Genomic DNA, 17,814 nt, shown 5'->3' on the forward strand with positions numbered 1-17,814 from the left:
TCAGCTTTCATTGAATGGTATATGAATCATCGTCTAGGGAGAACCTCTAGGGATGAGGATTTCTGGTTCTCGAGGAATCTGTAGCATAGAAAAAGTAAAGGAGATCTGGGTATATGATGAGACTTGAAAATAAAGTGGCGATCGTAACAGGGGGAGCAAGTGGGATTGGAGCCAGTACGGTTCAATTATTTGCAGAAGAAGGAGCAAAGGTGGTCATTGCAGATTTTGCAGATCATGGACAAGCTGTATCAGATGAATTAAATGGAAAAGGGTATGATACTCTTTTTGTTAAAACCGATGTGACGAATGAAAATGACATTAAGAATATGATCGAAGAAACGGTTAACAAATATGGAAAACTTGATATCATGTTTGCAAATGCAGGGATTGCAAGAGACGGGAACATACATGAGTTAAGCTATGAGCAATGGCAAAGAACAATTGATATTAATTTATCCGGTGTCTTCCTATCTGATAAATATGCGATAGAGCAAATGCGGAAACAATCCACTGGCGGTGCCATTGTCAATACAGGCTCCATCCATAGCCATGCTGGGAAGCCGGGGGTGACAGCTTATTCTGCAGCAAAAGGCGGGGTTAAGCTTTTAACACAAACGTTAGGTTCGACTTATGCGAAAGATGGCATTCGTGTCAATGCAGTTTGCCCAGGATATATTGATACACCACTTATTGCGGAAGCGCAAGGTGAAATACGACAAGGATTGATCGATTTACATCCAATCGGCCGTTTAGGCAGAGCGGAAGAAGTGGCTAAGGCTGTTCTCTTCCTTGCAAGTGATGATGCATCATTTGTAACAGGCACAAGCCTTATTGTAGACGGCGGATATACGGCAGTATAAAGCTTTTACACCCAAGGATTAATCGGTGGTTCTCAATCGGTACATTTCGTTTGATGTACTAGTTACATTTATTTTAGAGCTTTTTCCGTAAGATGAGCATTCAAACGGAAGGGCTCTTTTTTACATTTAATCCCTTAAAATTCCTTCCACTACGTTACAGTCAGCCATTTACTGTTGACAGGCGTTTTTGTATTTCCTTTACGATAATAGGACTATATTATATTGATCCATAGAGTGTTTATGCCGCGAATGTTGTTTTACAATGAGGTACTTTTCAAGTAGTAGGAATAACTTAAAAAAAACGGTGAAAAATATCATAGTCGATAAAAATTATTGATAAAGGCGGATGATAAACATGACAACGGTACGTGACATTATGACCAAAGATGTGAAGGTATGTGCACCACATGATTCTGTAACAGCAGCAGCAAGAATTATGCGAGATATCAATTGTGGTTCCGTTCCAGTATGTGAAGGTAAGAAAGTCATAGGCATGATTACAGATCGTGATATTATTTTGAATTGTGTGGCAGACGGTAAAGATTGCAATACTTCTCATTGCCATGATTCTATGACTTCGAATGTAATCAGTTGTGATCCGGATACAGATGCACACGAATGTGCCCGTATGATGGCCGATCATCAAATCCGTCGTATTCCTATTGTAGAAAATGATGAAATTGTTGGTATTTGTGCTATTGGTGATCTTGTAACAGTGGATATTCATGTTAATGAAGCTGGTGAAGCGTTAAGTCACATTTCTGAATCTACTCATTTAGAGCATTAAATCGATGCAAAAAATGAATGCATGAGCGGTCTAGGGTTTTACCCAATCTGATGCATGAGAAAACCAATTAAAGTTGAGAAAGTTCATCTTTAACGGTCCGGATGATTTTCCTTTATTCGATTGAGAAACGGGTACAGTCAGAAACATAGGGTTCTTAAAGTATATTTTGATTTGTTTCCTGGCTCCAATGATAAAAATAATTAAAGAATTGTAAATAAACATTATAAAAATTCCAAATCAAAAGGAGGTCAATATAATGAACAAACAACGAGCAAAAGAGATTGCGGCTTCACCAGTTATGGCTAATGTAACCCACAATGAGGTTCCAATCTATATTCAAAATGTGGATGAAAATAATGAAACAGCTAGAATCTATCCTCTTGATGAACCAGAGAATGAACAAGAGGTCCCTTTATCCAATTTAAAAGAATAAGCCGTCAAGTGAGAGCGTGTTACTTGGGTCACTGGTTTGTCGTAATTGAATGTATAAAAACCCCTTGAGACCAAGGGGTTTTTATCATGGATGCAAAGGTCCTAAATATCGTAGGCTTCAACTTCTTAACCTAGCGCATGAATCCAACATGCTACTTTAAAGGGCATTCCTTCTTCACGTTCTATCCTAAAACTCTCGTAATCTCTTGTTGCGGTGAATGATTTCATCTGTCGTTTTCTTTTTTGCGACAATCCCGAATGGCTTATGTAACAGTCATATTCAATGACTATCGTAGCCTGCTTGCACCTCTTTTGATAATTCGATTTAAAGTCTTTTGAATGTACCAGAAACATCTAAATACTGAACTCTAAAGCACTCAGGAAATACCTTATCCAAAACAGCTTGGAATTTTAGTTTAGTTTGTACAAATATGCATGCTGCTGCCTTATAATGTTACGTAGGTTTAAAGCTAGATCCACCGCCTTTTTCATCCTTGTAGTATTGCACCTTGCTTTTTAAACGAGATCTAGTCACAACCAATTTCTACAAGTAGGAGCGTACTATTTAGTTGACGGAATCATATCCCATAGGTGCGGACGCTACGTTAACCTACTAACCAAAGTCATTTTAGGGAGGAAGCAAATGAAACTAAAAAAAATACATCATGTAGCGATAATTTGTTCCGATTATGAAAAATCAAAAAACTTCTATGTGAACATTTTAGGGTGTGAAATCGTGCAGGAGACATATCGGGCAGAAAGGAAGTCATATAAATTGGATCTAATGGTCGGAGGGGAATATCAGCTGGAATTGTTCTCATTTCCTGAAAGCCCCAATCGTCTAAGTTATCCAGAAGCAAAAGGGCTAAGACATCTTGCTTTTGAAGTGGAAGATATTAATCAAGCTGTTAAAGATTTGGAAAAAGAAAACATTCCGGTCGAACCTATCCGTGTTGATGAGTTAACAGGAAAAAGATTTACTTTTTTTTGTGATCCGGATGATTTGCCTCTTGAGATATATGAAAAGTAGGAATTACAAGCTTAGCTAGGATGATGAGTGAACTTTAAGGCTTGAAGTCTGATGGGAGAGGTGATTGTTCGGGAATTGAGGTAAACTTTATTTTTTTTAGTGGATTTCAATAGATGAATACGATGATTTAAAGAGGTTACTTATGCCAATTAAACTATGAAGATTCCCTATGATATGTCGATACTATTATATTTATCTCCACATGTATTCCATATTTCGATGATAGCTGAAATAATCACCAGCTATAATAGCTATAGATCGGTCATTTAAATATGTCAGGAGATAAAAAAATGAATGTTTTCAAATTTACACTGTTGATACTTTTAACGACATTTTTAATGGGTTCTTCTTTTGCGGTAGTTAAAATTGGTCTACCGTATTCATCGCCATTATTATTAGCAGCATTACGCTTCACACTTGCTGGATTCATAATGGCGATGATCGTATTCTTTTTAAGAAGACCGCATCCAAACTCTAAAGGGGATTGGATAAAAATGCTTATTATCGGCACTTTTCAAACAGCCGGAGTAATGGGGTGCATTTTCCTGAGTTTACGCACTATTACAGCAAGTGAATCCTCAATTCTTACTTTCACGAACCCGTTACTCGTTGTTGTATTCGGTACAATTTTTTCACAAACACGCTATAAACTATATCAATGGATTGGAGTATTATTAGGATTAGTGGGAGTAATTATTACGATGGGAGCGCAACTTGAATTTAAGATTGGCATTCTTTTCGGCATTCTTTCTGCTATTTTCTGGGCCATTTCCACTTTATTGGCGAAAAAATGGGGAGCGATTTTCGATACATGGGTTTTATCTGCCTATCAGATGCTTTTTGGTGGTTTACTGCTTTTACTTGGCAGCTTTACTCTTGAAAAACCATTTTTCATAATTAGTGGAAATTCGTTATTCATTTTATTATGGTTAAGTATCATGTCATCGATTGTGCAATTTGCAGTTTGGTATTACCTTTTACAAAAGAGTGATCCAGGAAAAACGAGTGCCTTTTTATTTTTGGCACCTTTCTTCGGTGTATTATCAGGATGGGCACTATTAGGTGAAAAGATATACACTTCACTCCTAATTGGCGGACTGTTTATTATCATAGGCATCTATCTTGTAAATGGCCAGTTCCAAAAGGAAAATAAATTAGTTAAAAGGGCTTTAGAGTAATCGTAGGATTGTTCTAAGCTGCAAAGGACAGAAACCCCCTCATGGTGAAAAAGAAAGAGCCCCTTTTCTATCCACTAATGAGGGATTATCAAATTATACCTCTATACAAAAAACTTCTTTAAATCCTTCTTTCCCTTCAGGTGTTACTTTTACTGCGCGAATAGATGGAACACGGGCTATCCAGCCTAAATCAAAAAAATGTGTAAGGAGTCCATTTCCTAAGGCTCCACCAAGATGATGATGACGTTCACTCCAGTCTAAACATGAATGGGAAAATGAACGGCGTTTTCTTCTTAAATCAAGTAAATCGATGCCGAATTCAGAAAAAAAATAGTCTCCTTTGGGTGTAACTGCAAATTCTCTCTCTTCTTTTTTCAAATATCCGGCTTTCAACATCGATTCAGTTAGATCGACTCCTAGTTTTCCGGCCAAATGATCATAGCAAGTTCTGGCTTCCTGAAGCATTTTAACTTGTCTTGATTGTTTTAACGACTGAACTTCAGGTGGTGGGGAAATGGCAAGAAATGATTCTAAAATGCGCGCAATTTCTCCATTTGCTAGCTGATAGTAACGATGTCGTCCGTGTTTTTCAACATTAACAAGGTTACCTTCCACTAATTTTGAGAGGTGAAAGCTGGCGGTTTGCGGTGTTATTACAGCCATCAATGCTAATTCACCTGCCGTATGAAAACGTCCGTCCAGTAAACTTGTAAGTATTGTTGCACGTGACGTTTCCCCAAGGAGGGAGGCTACCTCCGCCATATTTGGATTTATACTCAAGATAGTTACCAACCTTTCCGCCCGATATTTAGATATAGGTATAGTTTGTCAGAAGCTTAACACTTAGTAATTAGCCCTATAAATATGTAAGCTTATTTTTCTATTATACAGTACCGCTGCCCTGGTGATATTCTGTATATTCACGATTCCCCTGAAAAAGGATATTGGACCCTGCAATAAAAGTGGATATTGTTTATTGCGTATTTTTTCGGTGTGTATACGCAGAAAGATGATGACAGATAAAAGGGTTCCAAATCGCAGTGCAGGGAGAAATCATAGATTTTAAAAGATTTGACCTTTCCGTGTAGCCTTAAAATCCGTGGGCACTCCAGTTTAAATTTCACTTCAACGAAAAGCTTGGACGGGTAATTATATAGATGCTATCAGTGCAGCTAACTCCTTAAAGATGTTTCAAATGAATTTCTGTAAAATCACCATCTCATTTAGGCACTACCGCTTTAACGTTCAGGTTGTGATTAAGTAATTTCTTTGAAAATGTTCAGATGTCCTTGAATGGATTGCTTTCCAATCCATTACCCTAATCAAATCATAATCCGGATGGGTTTTAGAATAGCCATTCAATGCGTTCCGCATTTTTACTTCAGCACCCAACAGGTCCACTTTATCAAAGTAGGACTTCTTTTAATTTTCAGAAACATAAAAAGGGCTGTTAGTGAATCTATTAAGTCCTGTACATATTTATAGAAAGCTTTATAAGATATTAAAAAGGAGGTACAAGCAATGAAATAAGAAATAATTAACGCGGAAAATAACCGTTTCCGCTTATTAACAGGTACATTACCTGATAAAGAAACGGCCGAAATAATGGCTGAAGCTCTGAAAGTTCTTTAAGGATGGATATGGTCATTTTAGAATCTACAGGGCATTACCATTCTCCCGTTATTCAATATCTGGAGGAACAAGGGATTCTATAACTTACTAAATCCGATTATTTCTTATCAGGCAAAGAAGTCCAGTTTACGAAAGGTAAAAACAGACGCAATCGATGCGTACCAGTTGTGTGTACTGTATTACAAAGGTGAACCTCATAAAATTAGAGGAATTCAGCTTTTAGTCCTTCATAATTTGTTAAGACAACAGGAAATCATAACGAATATGCATGTGGAAGCTAAACAGAAGAAAGACTGTCTATCCTTTGGATAAGCTTTTTTTAATGAAGTATATTCTTTGTAAACTAGGCATACATTCTTACATGTTCACTAACAGTAAACGTTCCTTAATAGTCTTGTGAATAGATTAGATTGAATAAATACCGGTGAATAGTCCCTTTTTCGAATTTAGTAGTCAAATAGGAGGGAATGAAGAGTATGAAAATATCAGACGTAGGATTTAAAGGTCAAGTTTTTGGATTTATAAAGTTCACACCTTTTGTTGAAAGTTTCTTGTCTGGAGATTTATATATGAACAATTTCAAAAAGTATATTAATATGGAAAGTGCTTCGGGAGAAAAAGGTGTAGGAGACAAATTTGAAGCTTCACATGTTTTTACGGAATTAACAATGAATTTCTTTACTCAAGATACCGATGAATTAATAATGTCGGGGCGAACTAAAAAGATGAATTTTAGAAAAAATATAAATGAAAAAAGACCATTATATTGTATGTTTGCAATTGTCGGCGATATGTTAAAAGTGGTTATGGAGGATGAAAAGTATTACTATACCAAATTTGATTTACCTAAAGAACAAATCGATAAAATGATCAGCGAGTTCGGAGATAGATTAATTTTTGTTACCCCATCGCAATTTATTGACAGACTTACTAAAACACTCAATGAAAAAGGGTATGCTTACAGAGGTGGGTTGGTAAAATATGATGATTATAACATCAATTCCACAGCTAGGATGAGATCTTATAAAAATCAAGGGACAGATATTTATTTTTGGAAAGATAAATACTTTGAAAATCAATATGAATATCGCATAGTTCTCACAGATCAAGAAGTTGATGATGCTTTAATTGTGAACGTAGGTGATATTTCAGACATTAGTACTATATTTAATGCCAATGAATTTTTCAGTGATAAATTTGAAATAAGATTACGAAAGAAAGGAAATCTAAGCATCCATTAAATTGGGTGCTTTTATTCGTAGGAGGGAAAAAGATGTTGAACTTTTTAAAGAATGGAATAGAAGAGTTAAAATAACCGCAAAGTCTAGGATTATTGCATCCACATGGTTAAGGCAAAAAAACATGAATTATAATAACTCATTTAAATTCACTAGTATTGTTATCGGTAATTTAAAACGAAAAAAAAGAAAAACTTACCTAATGGGTAAGTTTTTTGGATATAAAGTTATTTTTTATTCCTATACACATGCCTTTTTAATCTGAAAGTATCCGTATATCTAGTTTTAGAATATTAATTGTAAGTCCTCGCACACGAACCTTACGATGCATATGCTTAAAAAGAATAGGTTCATCAAAAGGTGAACTCTGCATAAAGTCAAAAACGATCGAGGTTACTTTTTTTCGTTACTTTGAGAGATAAACGCGCGCTTCATAAGGTTTTAATGTATTAGAAGAAATTTCATCACTGTTTTGATCCGCGTAGTTATTGATTAGCAGTTGTCTAGCTTCACAGCTAATGTGTTCTGGTAATTCAAAGTAGGCTGCTTCCCCTGTAAAGTTGCAAATAACAAGTAATGTTTCGTTATCTAAAGTACGTATATACGCATAAATTTGCTCATTTTCTTTTAAAATAAGATCATATGCACCGTACACAATTACGTCATATTTTTTTCTTAACTTAATTAGTTTTTGATAGTAGTAAAAGATAGAATTCGAGTCTTCTAATGATTGTTTCACATTAATTTCTCTATAGTTTGGGTTTACTTTTAACCAAGGAGTACTTGTTGTAAAACCAGCATTTTTACTATCGTCCCATTGCATAGGAGTTCTAGCGTTATCACGGCCTTTAATATAAATGGATTCCATTACTTTAGCTTTATCCTCTTGACCCTCTATAACTTTTTCACGGTACATATTCAGAATCTCAATATCCTTATAATCATCAAGACCAAATTTAACATTTGTCATACCTATTTCCTCACCTTGATAAATATAAGGCGTTCCCTGCATCATATGAAGGAATGTTCCAAGCATTTTTGCGGATTCTACTCGGTAAGATGTATCATTGCCAAAGCGAGAGACCATTCTTGGTTGATCATGGTTGTTTAAATAAAGGCTATTCCATCCTTTTCCTTCCAATCCTTTCTGCCATTTTGTCATGCATTCTTTAAGATCGTCCAGCTTTAAAGGCTTTACATCCCATTTTCCGCCTGGTCCTGAGTCTAAATCCATATGTTCGAATGTGAAAATCATATTTAGTTCAGTACCTTCACTATTCGCATACTTAGTGGCATCTTCAACGGATGCCCCAGGACATTCGCCGACTGTCATCATGTCATATTTCGAAAGTACCTCACGATTCATCTCTTGTAGATACTCATGCACACGAGGACCATTCATAAAGAAATCGCCACCCCAGTCGTATCGCTTTCCGCCTGGAGTGCTGGGCAATCCTTCCGCTTTGGAAATGAGGTTAATCACATCCATTCGAAAACCATCAATGCCCTTATCAAGCCACCATATCATCATGTCATGAATTTCTTTTCTTACTGTAGGGTTTGCCCAATTTAAATCAGGCTGTTTTTTGCTAAACAGATGAAGGTAGTATTCATCTGTTTCTTTATCATATTGCCAAGCTGGACCACTAAAAACTGATGTCCAATTGTTTGGCTCTTTTCCATCTTTGCCGGGGCGCCAAATATAGTAGTCTCTGTACGGATCATCTTTTGATGATCGGGATTCAATGAACCATTTATGTTCATCTGATGAGTGATTAACAACTAGATCCATCATTAATTTCATATTGCGTGAATGTAATCCTTCCAAAAGTTCATCCCAGTCATTCAGGGTACCAAACTCATCCATAATGTCTTGATAGTCACTAATATCATAGCCATTATCATCGTTTGGAGATTTGAAAACAGGTGATAGCCAAACGACATTAACTCCTAATTCATTTAAATAATCAAGTTTTGAAATAATTCCACGTAAATCTCCAATTCCGTCCCCATTACTATCCATGAAACTCCGAGGATAAATTTGATAAACAACACTTTCTTTCCACCATTTTTTCTCCAATTTCATCTTCCTTTCACTTCTAATTTGTTTCTTAATCAGTCTCATATTCCCCTTATTTAACAGCACCTTTTGTCACACCACTAATAATCCATTTTTGAGCTATGATATAAACAAGGACCATAGGGGAGAGTGCCATTAAATAGGAGGCAAATGCTAAGTTATAATTTGTTGTAAACTGTGACTGGAATACATATTGAACAAGCGGCAATGTCATCGAATCACGATCACTTAAAATAACAAGTGGTAACATAAAATCATTCCATGCCCACAAACATGTTAAAATTCCGACTGTTGCGTTTATTGGGCTTAATAATGGAAAAATAACTTTCCAAAATACTGTCCAAATACTTGCTCCATCTACATAAGCTGCTTCTTCTAATGACTTGGGAATTGAACGTATATAGCCCACATAAATAAAAATATTAAAAGCCAAACCGTATACAATATACAGAAAGATAAGTCCTGTCATATTATTTAATCCGAATAGGCTAGTTTGCTTTACAACAGGCAACATAATGATCGGAAAAGGTACAAACATCGCACTAACAAAATAGTAATAAAGCAACTTAAAGAATCGTCTATGCATATTCCGTGCAATGGCATAAGCCACCATCGAATTTGTCAGTAATGTAAGAGCAACTGTAAAAACTGTAACGATAAAGCTATTTTTAATAGATTGAAAAAAATTCGTCAGGCGAATGGCTTCAGCGAAGTTTTCCCATCTTAATGTATGAGGCAGAGACAAAAGGGATTTACTCATTTCATCTGGTGACTTGAATGCTGTCACGACTGTTAGGTAGAGGGGAAATAAGATAACCAGTGAGCAAAAAATTAGCAGTATGGTTATAGGCCAATTTACTTTTTTACTTTCCATTACATATCCACCTCACGTTTTTGAAGGAATTTAATTTGCAGGATTGATATAACCACAATTAAAATAAAGTAGATCACAGAATTTGCTGCCTGATAAGCGAACTCCCCCCCTGAGAAGCCCCCTTTATATATCAATACCGAAATGGCTTCCGTGGATTGACCTGGACCTCCATTTGTCATTGCAATAATATGGTCAAATACCATCAAAAAGTTTTTCATCGCAAGCACCATATTTATGGTGAAGAAAGATGCAATAAGTGGAAATGTAATGTGTTTAAAACTTTTCCATTTTCCCGCACCATCTAAACTAGCAGCTTCGTACAATTCAGTTGGAATCGTTTGTAATCCTGCTAAATAGAGAATGGTATTAAATGCAACGGCTTGCCATACAGCCACAATCACAATTCCAACCCATGCTAAATCTGGGTTACCAAGAATATTTTGTGTTAAAGATGTGATGCCCAACTTTTCAGCAATTTGAGGGATAAAAAATGCAAATAAATAATTAAAGATAAACCCAACGATTAATACGCTTAGAATATTCGGCACGAAAAACACAGCTCTAAGTGTATTTTGAAATTTAATCTTTGCATTAAGTCCTATGGCAATTGCCAAACTAATGATATTTACGAGTAAAGTGGAAACAATGGCAAATTTAAATGTAAAGCCATAGGAAGCCAAAATACGTTGGTCTTGGAATAAATTCACATAGTTTTTTAAGCCAACAAAATTAAAATCCCCATACCCTTTATAATTTGTAAAACTATAAATCATTCCTTGAAAAACTGGAACTGTATGAAATACAAAAAATATTAAAAATGCTGGAAGCACCATCCAGTAATAGGCTTTGGATTGTTTAACCACTCGTTTTTCCCCCTTGTTATTCTCTCGCTTTGACTTTATTCCACTCATCATCCAGTTTTGAAAGGAACGGTTTGACTTCTCCTTTAATTAGAAAATCCTGTACTAAATTGGCTGCTTGCATACTAGCAGGGAAATAGTGTTCCGGAAAACTAGTGATTTTTTGTTGTACAAAATAAGGGTTTAACTCTTTTAAAGCTTCATCATTTTGTAAAACATTTTTAACTGCAGAAAAACTGTTTTGTTCTTTAATGTAATACTGTGAATTTTCCTTTTCTAATAAAAAATGAATAAACATTAACGCTTCTTTTTTATGTGGTGTATCTTTTGACATCGTTAATACAGTATCTACACCTGATACGAGTTTGTTTTGAGATGAATCATTGGATGCAGGTAAGGGAAAGGAACCGAGTTTTATATTTGGGTTAATTGCTTTAATTGATGAGATTGCCCAGCTTCCTTGGATATACATAACTGATTCACCATTTGCAAACGCCCGATTGCCTGCATTATAGTCACGGCCAAAATTATCCTTATGACCATAATCGAGCAATGTAAGCATTTTTACTAAAGTTTCCTTGTAATGCTCTGTAAAAGTTGTTTTATTGGAATTGCGATCCTGGATAAAGTTGTCACCTTGCAAGTTTCCTGCTAAGGCATTAAATGAGACCATTGCAGTCCAAGCATCTTTATACGTAAAATAAAAAGGTAATTCTCCTTGTTTTTGAATCCGTTTTGAAACGTTAATTAGCTCATCCCATGTTTTGGGAACTTGTAACCCTAACTCTTTAAATTTATCCTTGTTATATAAAAGCATATTTGCATTCGTCGCAAAGGGAATTCCATTATCCTCATTATTCGTTCTACCTAATAAATTAAGCATATTAACATAGTCTGGTATAACTTTATTGATGGCTGAATCCCTTGAAAAATCATGAAATAATCCTTCTTCTGCAATATCGCCATACGTAGCATTGCCTCCGATCGCTAAAAGGTCTGGTACATCTTCTTTCACCAATCTCGTCCGTAATACCGTCTCGGAATCAGGAACGTTATTCTGTTCAATATCAATATTGGGGTGCATTTTTTCAAACCTTTCAATTAAATGATCAAATGTCGCTACAGCTTCCGGCTTATTTTGAAAAAATTCAATATGGATTTTTTCATCAGCTGTTGTTTGATTAGTACATCCTGTAAGTAAACTGGCTATAAATGCTGTAGTACAGAGGTAACGCCACTTATTCTTCATATACGTATCTCCCGTCTGAAAATTTCGTCTATTTTATGCATACGTAAACGTTTACTCTAATGGAATCATCAATGATAGTAAACGTTTACGTAAGGCTATTTATAATTGGAGTGATAATAGTGTAATCACCCCAACTTGTAACTTAACCTTTATTCGCTATATGAATGGACTGTATCACGCTCAGCAATATGATGAGGATAAAGCTGGTTTATTTTTAAAGATGGATCCAATAAAAGTTGAATGGAATCTTTACCCATCTTATATAAGGGCTGCGCTACCGTCGTAAGTGGGGGAATGGCCTTCTCAGCTGTAGCTGTATTATCGTATCCTATAATGGATATACTTTCCGGTACTCTAATTCCTTTTTTATATAAAAGTGATAAGGCTCCTACAGCCATTTCATCGCTTGCACAAAATACAGCTCTTACTTTTGGGTAACTTTTCAATAAATCGTCCATCCCCTTAATACCACTCTTGAAAGAAAAATCTCCATACGTGATCATTTCATTGGTCACTGTTATTCCCACGTGATTTAATGCGTCTGTAAAGCCTTTTACACGTGGAGTTGTCGAAATGATATCGCTTTTTGTTCCTGCAATCATTCCAATATGTGAATGCCCTTTTTCTACTAAATAGGTCGTGGCATCGTAAGCAGCTTGATAATCATCTACTTTAATAAAGGGAAGGGGATAGTCTGATTGTGTTGCCACTAATACAACCGGTACATTGTTTGTTTCAATCGCTTTATAGTAATCTAGCGTGATAAATTCACTGACGATAATAATTCCATCCACCCGTTTTTCATACAATGCCTGCAAGTAGTTGATCGTTCGTTTACCATCATGATTGGTTTTACATATCATTACACTGTAACCAAACTCATGAGCTTGTTCCTCAATTCCGGCTAAAACCTCACTTGCAAATAAATCAGATACATTGGGAACGAGTACACCTATCGTTTTTGTTTTGCGATTAATTAAACCTCTTGCAACGGCATTAGGTTGATAACCAAGTTCTTTGATTACCTTTTTTACTCGTTGTTGTGTTTCATCCGAGTAGCCAGGCAAATTATTTAAAATACGAGAAACAGTCGCAACGGATACATTTGCTTGCTTTGCTACATCTTTAATGGTAATCGACATGTTTCACCAACTTTCTACGTAAACGTTTTCTAAAAAACCTTAACATATAAATAAAGCGTTTTCAATACAATTTATTTCAAAATTTGAATATTCTAACTTTCGTCAAACGACTTGTTTCATATGTAAACATTTAATCCGTTAATTTCACGATTATGTGAATGAAAAATATATGAAGCATATATTTTGAAAAAAGGGTTAATAGAGGTGGATGTAGATGTAAATGAAGGTTTTCGAAAACAAATGCCCTAGATAGAAAACGAAAACATAATATGATGTGATGTTACACACATACACAATGATAAATTACAGTTGCAAATAGTTGGAGTGAAGAGAGGTTAACATAAGCGAAATCAAAAAAACATTCACAGAAAACCGAAATTACCAACACAAAATAGGCGACTATTTCTGCCATCTTAGGGGAGAGAAACAGACTCGTTGGAGATGGGAAATGAAAGAAATCATAGGAAGCACAGCCTATAAAAAGAAGAGTCTCCAGGATAGAAGATGTGTCTTTAGAAAGCCGAAGTTCGTGGATAAAAGTAAGCGCAACTTCCGAAAGTTCACGTGAGATAGTTAAAAGATTGCTAATGCTAATTGTGCAGGTAAAACAACATTCTTTCAGCTAACGGGCGCGGGTTTTATTCAAGAAGGAAGAAGCATAGTTTATCCGGACTGATCATCAATCGAATAAAAAATTTTCACCTTTGAATCTAAGCCCCAGATAAGTCATTCTATCCTTTGATTTGAAGTAGCTATTTGGTTCCTTTTTTTATAGTAATTTTTCTGTCTGTACATGCTTTTCAAGCTTAGACACTCATTTTCCATAAACAATATACAAATATACCCATAAAGGGGTGATACCACTTTTTTTTGCAGTAACAGAATATCTTATAAAATAAATAAAATTCAAAAATATCTGAAAAATCGTTGAAAAGGTTTTACACATGTGCTAGTGTGTTTTTAGAAAACGTTTACGTAGAAAGTTGGTTGAAATTACAATTATTGATGCAGCAAAGAAAGCCAGTTTTATCTGTTTCTGGCATTCAGAAAAGTGATTGACGAGATTGGTTATCAGGCTAAGGCTGTTGTACTAGATATATTGCTTACTGGTTCTCAAAGTATCGAAACAATTAACAAGTGAAGTTTTAACAGGAATTGATGTTGGGATGATTGCCGGAACAAAAGGAGATGTCATTTCGACAATTCCTCGTGTAAATGGATTTAAGGCCGCTATAAATGATGTTGGTGTTACGGTAACCATTCAAATGAGTACATATGGGTATTATGGTCTTCAACGTGGAATAGAAAGGGTGGTTCAAGTTTGGACTATCCAACATTTACAGCCGTATTCTGTTCAAGTGATGTAATGGCTGTTCCACAACTCACGGGCATTGACAGCCGTTATCCGCTATGAGGAAGACTACAGTACCATTAACGTAAACGTTTACGTTGTTTTTAACGACTTAATTCAGTGCAGTCCATAGAGTAAATACTTTAGAAAGCGGTTGGGCAGTCAAATCGACAGCTTATGTATTGTGAAGTTGGAGATTTACGGATAATAATTTCAATACATCAAATCAAAATGAGAGGGAGTATTTATGAAGTAACTGTATGGAATGAAAATCGACATGAACAAAAAAATCCAGTTGTAAGAGAAGTCTACCCTGAAGGTATTCATGGTGCTATTGCAGCATTTTTAAAAGAAAGCGGATTTGATGCAAAAACAGCTACATTGGATGATCCCGAACACGGTTTAACAGATGCTGTATTAGAAGAAACAGATGTGCTGATTTGGTGGGGGCATTTAGCTCACGATGAAGTAGACGATGTAATTGTTAAAAAGGTAAAGCAGCGTGTATTAGATGGAATGGGCTTAATCGTATTGCATTCAGGCCATTTCTCCAAAATTTTCAAAACATTAATGGGTACAAGTTGTGATTTAAAATGGCGCGAAGCAGATGAAAAAGAGCGTCTTTGGGTAACAGATCCTAGTCATCCGATTACTGAAGGTATTTCAGAATATATCGAGCTAGAACGCGAAGAAATGTACGGGGAACATTTTGATATCCCGGCTCCAGACGAATTAGTCTTTACGAGTTGGTTCGAAGGTGGGGAAGTTTTCCGCAGTGGTTGCACATATAAACGAGGCAATGGAAAAGTCTTTTATTTTAGACCAGGCCATGAAACGTATCCAACATATCACAATAAAGATATTCAACGTGTCATTATAAATGGCGTGAAATGGGCACACCCAGTTGACAGAAAACGTCCTATATACGGAAATGCAACACCACTGGAACGAATTGCAGTGAAAAATTAAGGATATTAAAGGGGAAACTGATTATGAAAACAGTAAAAGTAGGGATTATAGGTTGTGGAAGTATCGCTCAACTTCGTCATTTACCAGAATATAAAATGAATAAAGAAGTAGAGATTGTAGCAGTTTGTGATATAAATGAACAGCGCGCCATTGAAGTTTCCAAGCAGTATGGTGCAAAAGTATATAAAAATTATGAAGAATTACTCGCAAGCAAAACGGTAGATGCAGTGAGTGTTTGTACACCAAATTATTTGCATGCGCCCATATCAATCGCAGCTTTAAACAAAGGTGTTCATGTATTGTGTGAAAAACCAATGGCTACGTCAAAAGAAGAAGCTCAGGCTATGATTCAAGCAGCAAAAGAAAGTGGCAAAAAACTTATGATCGGTCACAATCAACGCTTCGTTTCATCCCATCAAAAAGCACGTCAGCTTATTGAATGTGGTGAAATTGGAAGAATATATAGCTTCCGTACCGCATTTGGTCATGGAGGACCTGAGCAATGGAGTGTTGACGGTAAAGAGAGTTGGTTCTTTAAAAAGAATGAAGCGTTTATTGGAGCCATGGGAGATTTAGGTGTGCATAAAACAGATTTACTTCGTTACATTCTTGGTGAAGAAATCGTTGAAGTAGGTGCATTTGTGCAAACGAACGCTAAAGATTTTGCTAATGTCGATGACAACGCAGTATGTGTGTTAAAAACAGAAAGTGGAATTATTGGAACGCTCGCATCTAGTTGGGCGTACGTGGGTCAAGAAGATAACTCCACGATTATTTACGGTGAGAAAGGAATTCTTCGTTTAGAAGATCATCCAACGTATTCCTTAATCGTTCAATACGCATCAGGTGAGGTTGCAAATTATGAGCTTGGCAAAATTCAATCAAACGATGAGGGCGGCCAAGACAACTCACATGTGATTGAACAATTCGTAAATGCTATCGTAGAGGATAAAGAGCCAGCCGTTTCAGGAGAGGAAGGGGCAAAATCTCTATCTGTTATTCTAGCCGCTATTGAATCTCATGAAACCAAACAAATTGTAAGTACCTTTTTAGCGATAAAAGAGCCAGCAGTTTAAAATCTGCTTTATAAAAATATCTTACCATATTAAGAATTTGGGACCTATAGGAGGAAAACAACGTGAAATTGGGTGTATTTACTGTTCTATTTGCAAACTATTCATTTGAAGACATGCTAGATAAAGTGCAAACAGCTGGGTTACATACCGTGGAAATTGGGACAGGCTGCTATCCAGGAAACCATCATTGCCCGTTAGATGAATTATTAGAAGATGCGAATGCGAGAGAAAGCTATAAAAAGAAAGTAGCGGATCGTGGATTGACGATTAGTGCATTTAGTTGTCACGGAAATCCTATCTCACCAGAAGAAGGGTTTGCAAAAGAATCCAATGAAACCTTACGTAAAACGATTAAGCTGGCCTCTTTACTTAATGTACCTGTTGTCAACTGCTTTTCAGGAACAGCTGGTGATCACGAGGGGGCTAAATTCCCAAACTGGCCGGTTACTCCATGGCCAAATGAATATGGTGAGATCTTAACTTGGCAATGGGAACAAAAGCTCATTCCTTATTGGAAAGAGGTAGGAGAGTATGCAAAAGAGAATAACGTGAAAATCGGATTAGAATTGCACGGAGGGTTTTTAGTTCATACACCTTATACCTTGTTAAAACTTCGAGAACAAACATGTGATGCAATTGGAGCGAATTTAGATCCAAGTCACTTATGGTGGCAAGGAATTGATCCAGTGGCAGCCATTAAGATTTTAGCCAAAGAAAATGCCATTCATCATTTTCATGCCAAAGATACTTATTTAGATCAAGAAAATATTAATATGTTTGGGTTAACCGATATGCAACCATATGGAGAAGTTCGCTCGCGGGCATGGACGTTCCGTTCAGTTGGTTGTGGACATAGTTTAAAAGAATGGTCAGATATGATGAGTGCATTACGCACATACGGGTATGATTATGTGGTAAGTATCGAGCATGAAGATGCGATCATGTCTATTGATGAGGGATTCGAACGTGCAGTAACAAACTTACAAACGGTTTTAATTGAGGAATCACCTTCACAGATGTGGTGGGCATAACAAGTTAATTTTATTGAAAGATCGT

At 36.2% G+C, this 17,814-nt stretch carries 17 protein-coding genes and 1 pseudogene; 12 read left to right on the plus strand and 6 right to left on the minus strand.

From position 1 onward, the window contains the following. Positions 1 to 116: 116 nt before the first annotated feature. The 5 genes from ABIE66_RS09395 to ABIE66_RS09415 all read left to right on the plus strand — a co-directional run bounded on the left by ABIE66_RS09395 (position 117) and on the right by ABIE66_RS09415 (position 4,287). On the plus strand, positions 117 to 860 hold the full coding sequence (locus tag ABIE66_RS09395; RefSeq protein ID WP_289318421.1) for an SDR family NAD(P)-dependent oxidoreductase: 744 nt from the start codon (positions 117 to 119) through the stop codon (positions 858 to 860). Between the two features lie 355 nt (positions 861 to 1,215). Further along, entirely contained in the window at positions 1,216 to 1,647 is a 432-nt protein-coding gene (locus tag ABIE66_RS09400; RefSeq protein ID WP_370014501.1) for a CBS domain-containing protein, read from the plus strand. A gap of 256 nt (positions 1,648 to 1,903) precedes the next feature. After that, positions 1,904 to 2,080 (plus strand): small acid-soluble spore protein H, encoded by a 177-nt coding sequence (locus tag ABIE66_RS09405; protein ID WP_289316964.1) that lies wholly within the window; start codon positions 1,904 to 1,906, stop codon positions 2,078 to 2,080. A 642-nt stretch (positions 2,081 to 2,722) separates the two neighbouring features. Next, positions 2,723 to 3,109: an SMU1112c/YaeR family gloxylase I-like metalloprotein gene (gloA2, locus tag ABIE66_RS09410; protein ID WP_289324505.1), complete on the plus strand. Its 387-nt coding sequence runs from the start codon at positions 2,723 to 2,725 to the stop codon at positions 3,107 to 3,109. Between the two features lie 290 nt (positions 3,110 to 3,399). After that, on the plus strand, positions 3,400 to 4,287 hold the full coding sequence (locus ABIE66_RS09415; RefSeq protein ID WP_289324506.1) for a DMT family transporter: 888 nt from the start codon (positions 3,400 to 3,402) through the stop codon (positions 4,285 to 4,287). 93 nt (positions 4,288 to 4,380) lie between these two features. Here ABIE66_RS09415 and ABIE66_RS09420 read toward each other — a convergent pair whose 3' ends face one another. Then, on the minus strand, positions 4,381 to 5,067 hold the full coding sequence (locus tag ABIE66_RS09420) for an ArsR/SmtB family transcription factor (RefSeq protein ID WP_370014502.1): 687 nt from the start codon (positions 5,065 to 5,067) through the stop codon (positions 4,381 to 4,383). A gap of 863 nt (positions 5,068 to 5,930) precedes the next feature. On the opposite strand from ABIE66_RS09420, the pseudogene ABIE66_RS09425 reads away from it, so the two are divergent. From ABIE66_RS09425 to ABIE66_RS09435, 3 genes and pseudogenes are all read left to right on the plus strand, one after another. After that, a pseudogene (locus tag ABIE66_RS09425) lies at positions 5,931 to 6,201 on the plus strand (IS110 family transposase); the annotation flags it as partial. 194 nt (positions 6,202 to 6,395) lie between these two features. Continuing rightward, positions 6,396 to 7,160, plus strand: coding sequence for a hypothetical protein (locus ABIE66_RS09430; protein ID WP_370014503.1), 765 nt, complete (start codon positions 6,396 to 6,398; stop codon positions 7,158 to 7,160). A 1-nt stretch (position 7,161) separates the two neighbouring features. Continuing rightward, positions 7,162 to 7,422: a hypothetical protein gene (locus tag ABIE66_RS09435; protein WP_370014504.1), complete on the plus strand. Its 261-nt coding sequence runs from the start codon at positions 7,162 to 7,164 to the stop codon at positions 7,420 to 7,422. Positions 7,423 to 7,563: 141 nt separating this feature from the next. On the opposite strand, the gene ABIE66_RS09440 is transcribed toward ABIE66_RS09435, so the two are convergent. The 5 genes from ABIE66_RS09440 to ABIE66_RS09460 all read right to left on the minus strand — a co-directional run bounded on the left by ABIE66_RS09440 (position 7,564) and on the right by ABIE66_RS09460 (position 13,362). Further along, complete coding sequence (locus ABIE66_RS09440) at positions 7,564 to 9,237, minus strand: glycoside hydrolase family 13 protein (protein WP_289316959.1); 1,674 nt, start codon at positions 9,235 to 9,237, stop codon at positions 7,564 to 7,566. 52 nt (positions 9,238 to 9,289) lie between these two features. Then, a complete protein-coding gene (locus tag ABIE66_RS09445) occupies positions 9,290 to 10,111 on the minus strand; it encodes a carbohydrate ABC transporter permease (protein ID WP_063234577.1) in 822 nt (273 codons plus the stop codon). Next, on the minus strand, positions 10,111 to 10,944 hold the full coding sequence (locus ABIE66_RS09450) for a carbohydrate ABC transporter permease (RefSeq protein ID WP_230162282.1): 834 nt from the start codon (positions 10,942 to 10,944) through the stop codon (positions 10,111 to 10,113). The genes ABIE66_RS09445 and ABIE66_RS09450 overlap by 1 nt, the downstream gene beginning before the upstream one ends. Positions 10,945 to 10,990: 46 nt before the next feature. Then, complete coding sequence (locus ABIE66_RS09455; RefSeq protein WP_370014505.1) at positions 10,991 to 12,220, minus strand: ABC transporter substrate-binding protein; 1,230 nt, start codon at positions 12,218 to 12,220, stop codon at positions 10,991 to 10,993. A 149-nt stretch (positions 12,221 to 12,369) separates the two neighbouring features. Further along, positions 12,370 to 13,362, minus strand: a complete 993-nt coding sequence (locus ABIE66_RS09460) for a LacI family DNA-binding transcriptional regulator (RefSeq protein WP_289316957.1) — start codon at positions 13,360 to 13,362, stop codon at positions 12,370 to 12,372. A 1,166-nt stretch (positions 13,363 to 14,528) separates the two neighbouring features. Between ABIE66_RS09460 and ABIE66_RS09465 the strand changes: the two genes are divergently transcribed. The 4 genes from ABIE66_RS09465 to ABIE66_RS09480 all read left to right on the plus strand — a co-directional run bounded on the left by ABIE66_RS09465 (position 14,529) and on the right by ABIE66_RS09480 (position 17,789). Then, positions 14,529 to 14,729: a hypothetical protein gene (locus ABIE66_RS09465; protein ID WP_370014506.1), complete on the plus strand. Its 201-nt coding sequence runs from the start codon at positions 14,529 to 14,531 to the stop codon at positions 14,727 to 14,729. Between the two features lie 227 nt (positions 14,730 to 14,956). Beyond that, positions 14,957 to 15,682 carry a ThuA domain-containing protein gene (locus ABIE66_RS09470; RefSeq protein ID WP_370017009.1) on the plus strand — a complete coding sequence of 242 codons (726 nt, stop codon included), beginning with the start codon at positions 14,957 to 14,959 and terminating at the stop codon, positions 15,680 to 15,682. Positions 15,683 to 15,705: 23 nt separating this feature from the next. Beyond that, positions 15,706 to 16,758, plus strand: a complete 1,053-nt coding sequence (locus tag ABIE66_RS09475; RefSeq protein WP_370014507.1) for a Gfo/Idh/MocA family protein — start codon at positions 15,706 to 15,708, stop codon at positions 16,756 to 16,758. A 62-nt stretch (positions 16,759 to 16,820) separates the two neighbouring features. Beyond that, positions 16,821 to 17,789, plus strand: a complete 969-nt coding sequence (locus ABIE66_RS09480) for a sugar phosphate isomerase/epimerase family protein (protein ID WP_370014508.1) — start codon at positions 16,821 to 16,823, stop codon at positions 17,787 to 17,789. Positions 17,790 to 17,814 lie beyond the last annotated feature (25 nt).

The organism is Peribacillus sp. B2I2 (assembly GCF_041261685.1).
Taxonomy (GTDB): domain Bacteria; phylum Bacillota; class Bacilli; order Bacillales; family DSM-1321; genus Peribacillus.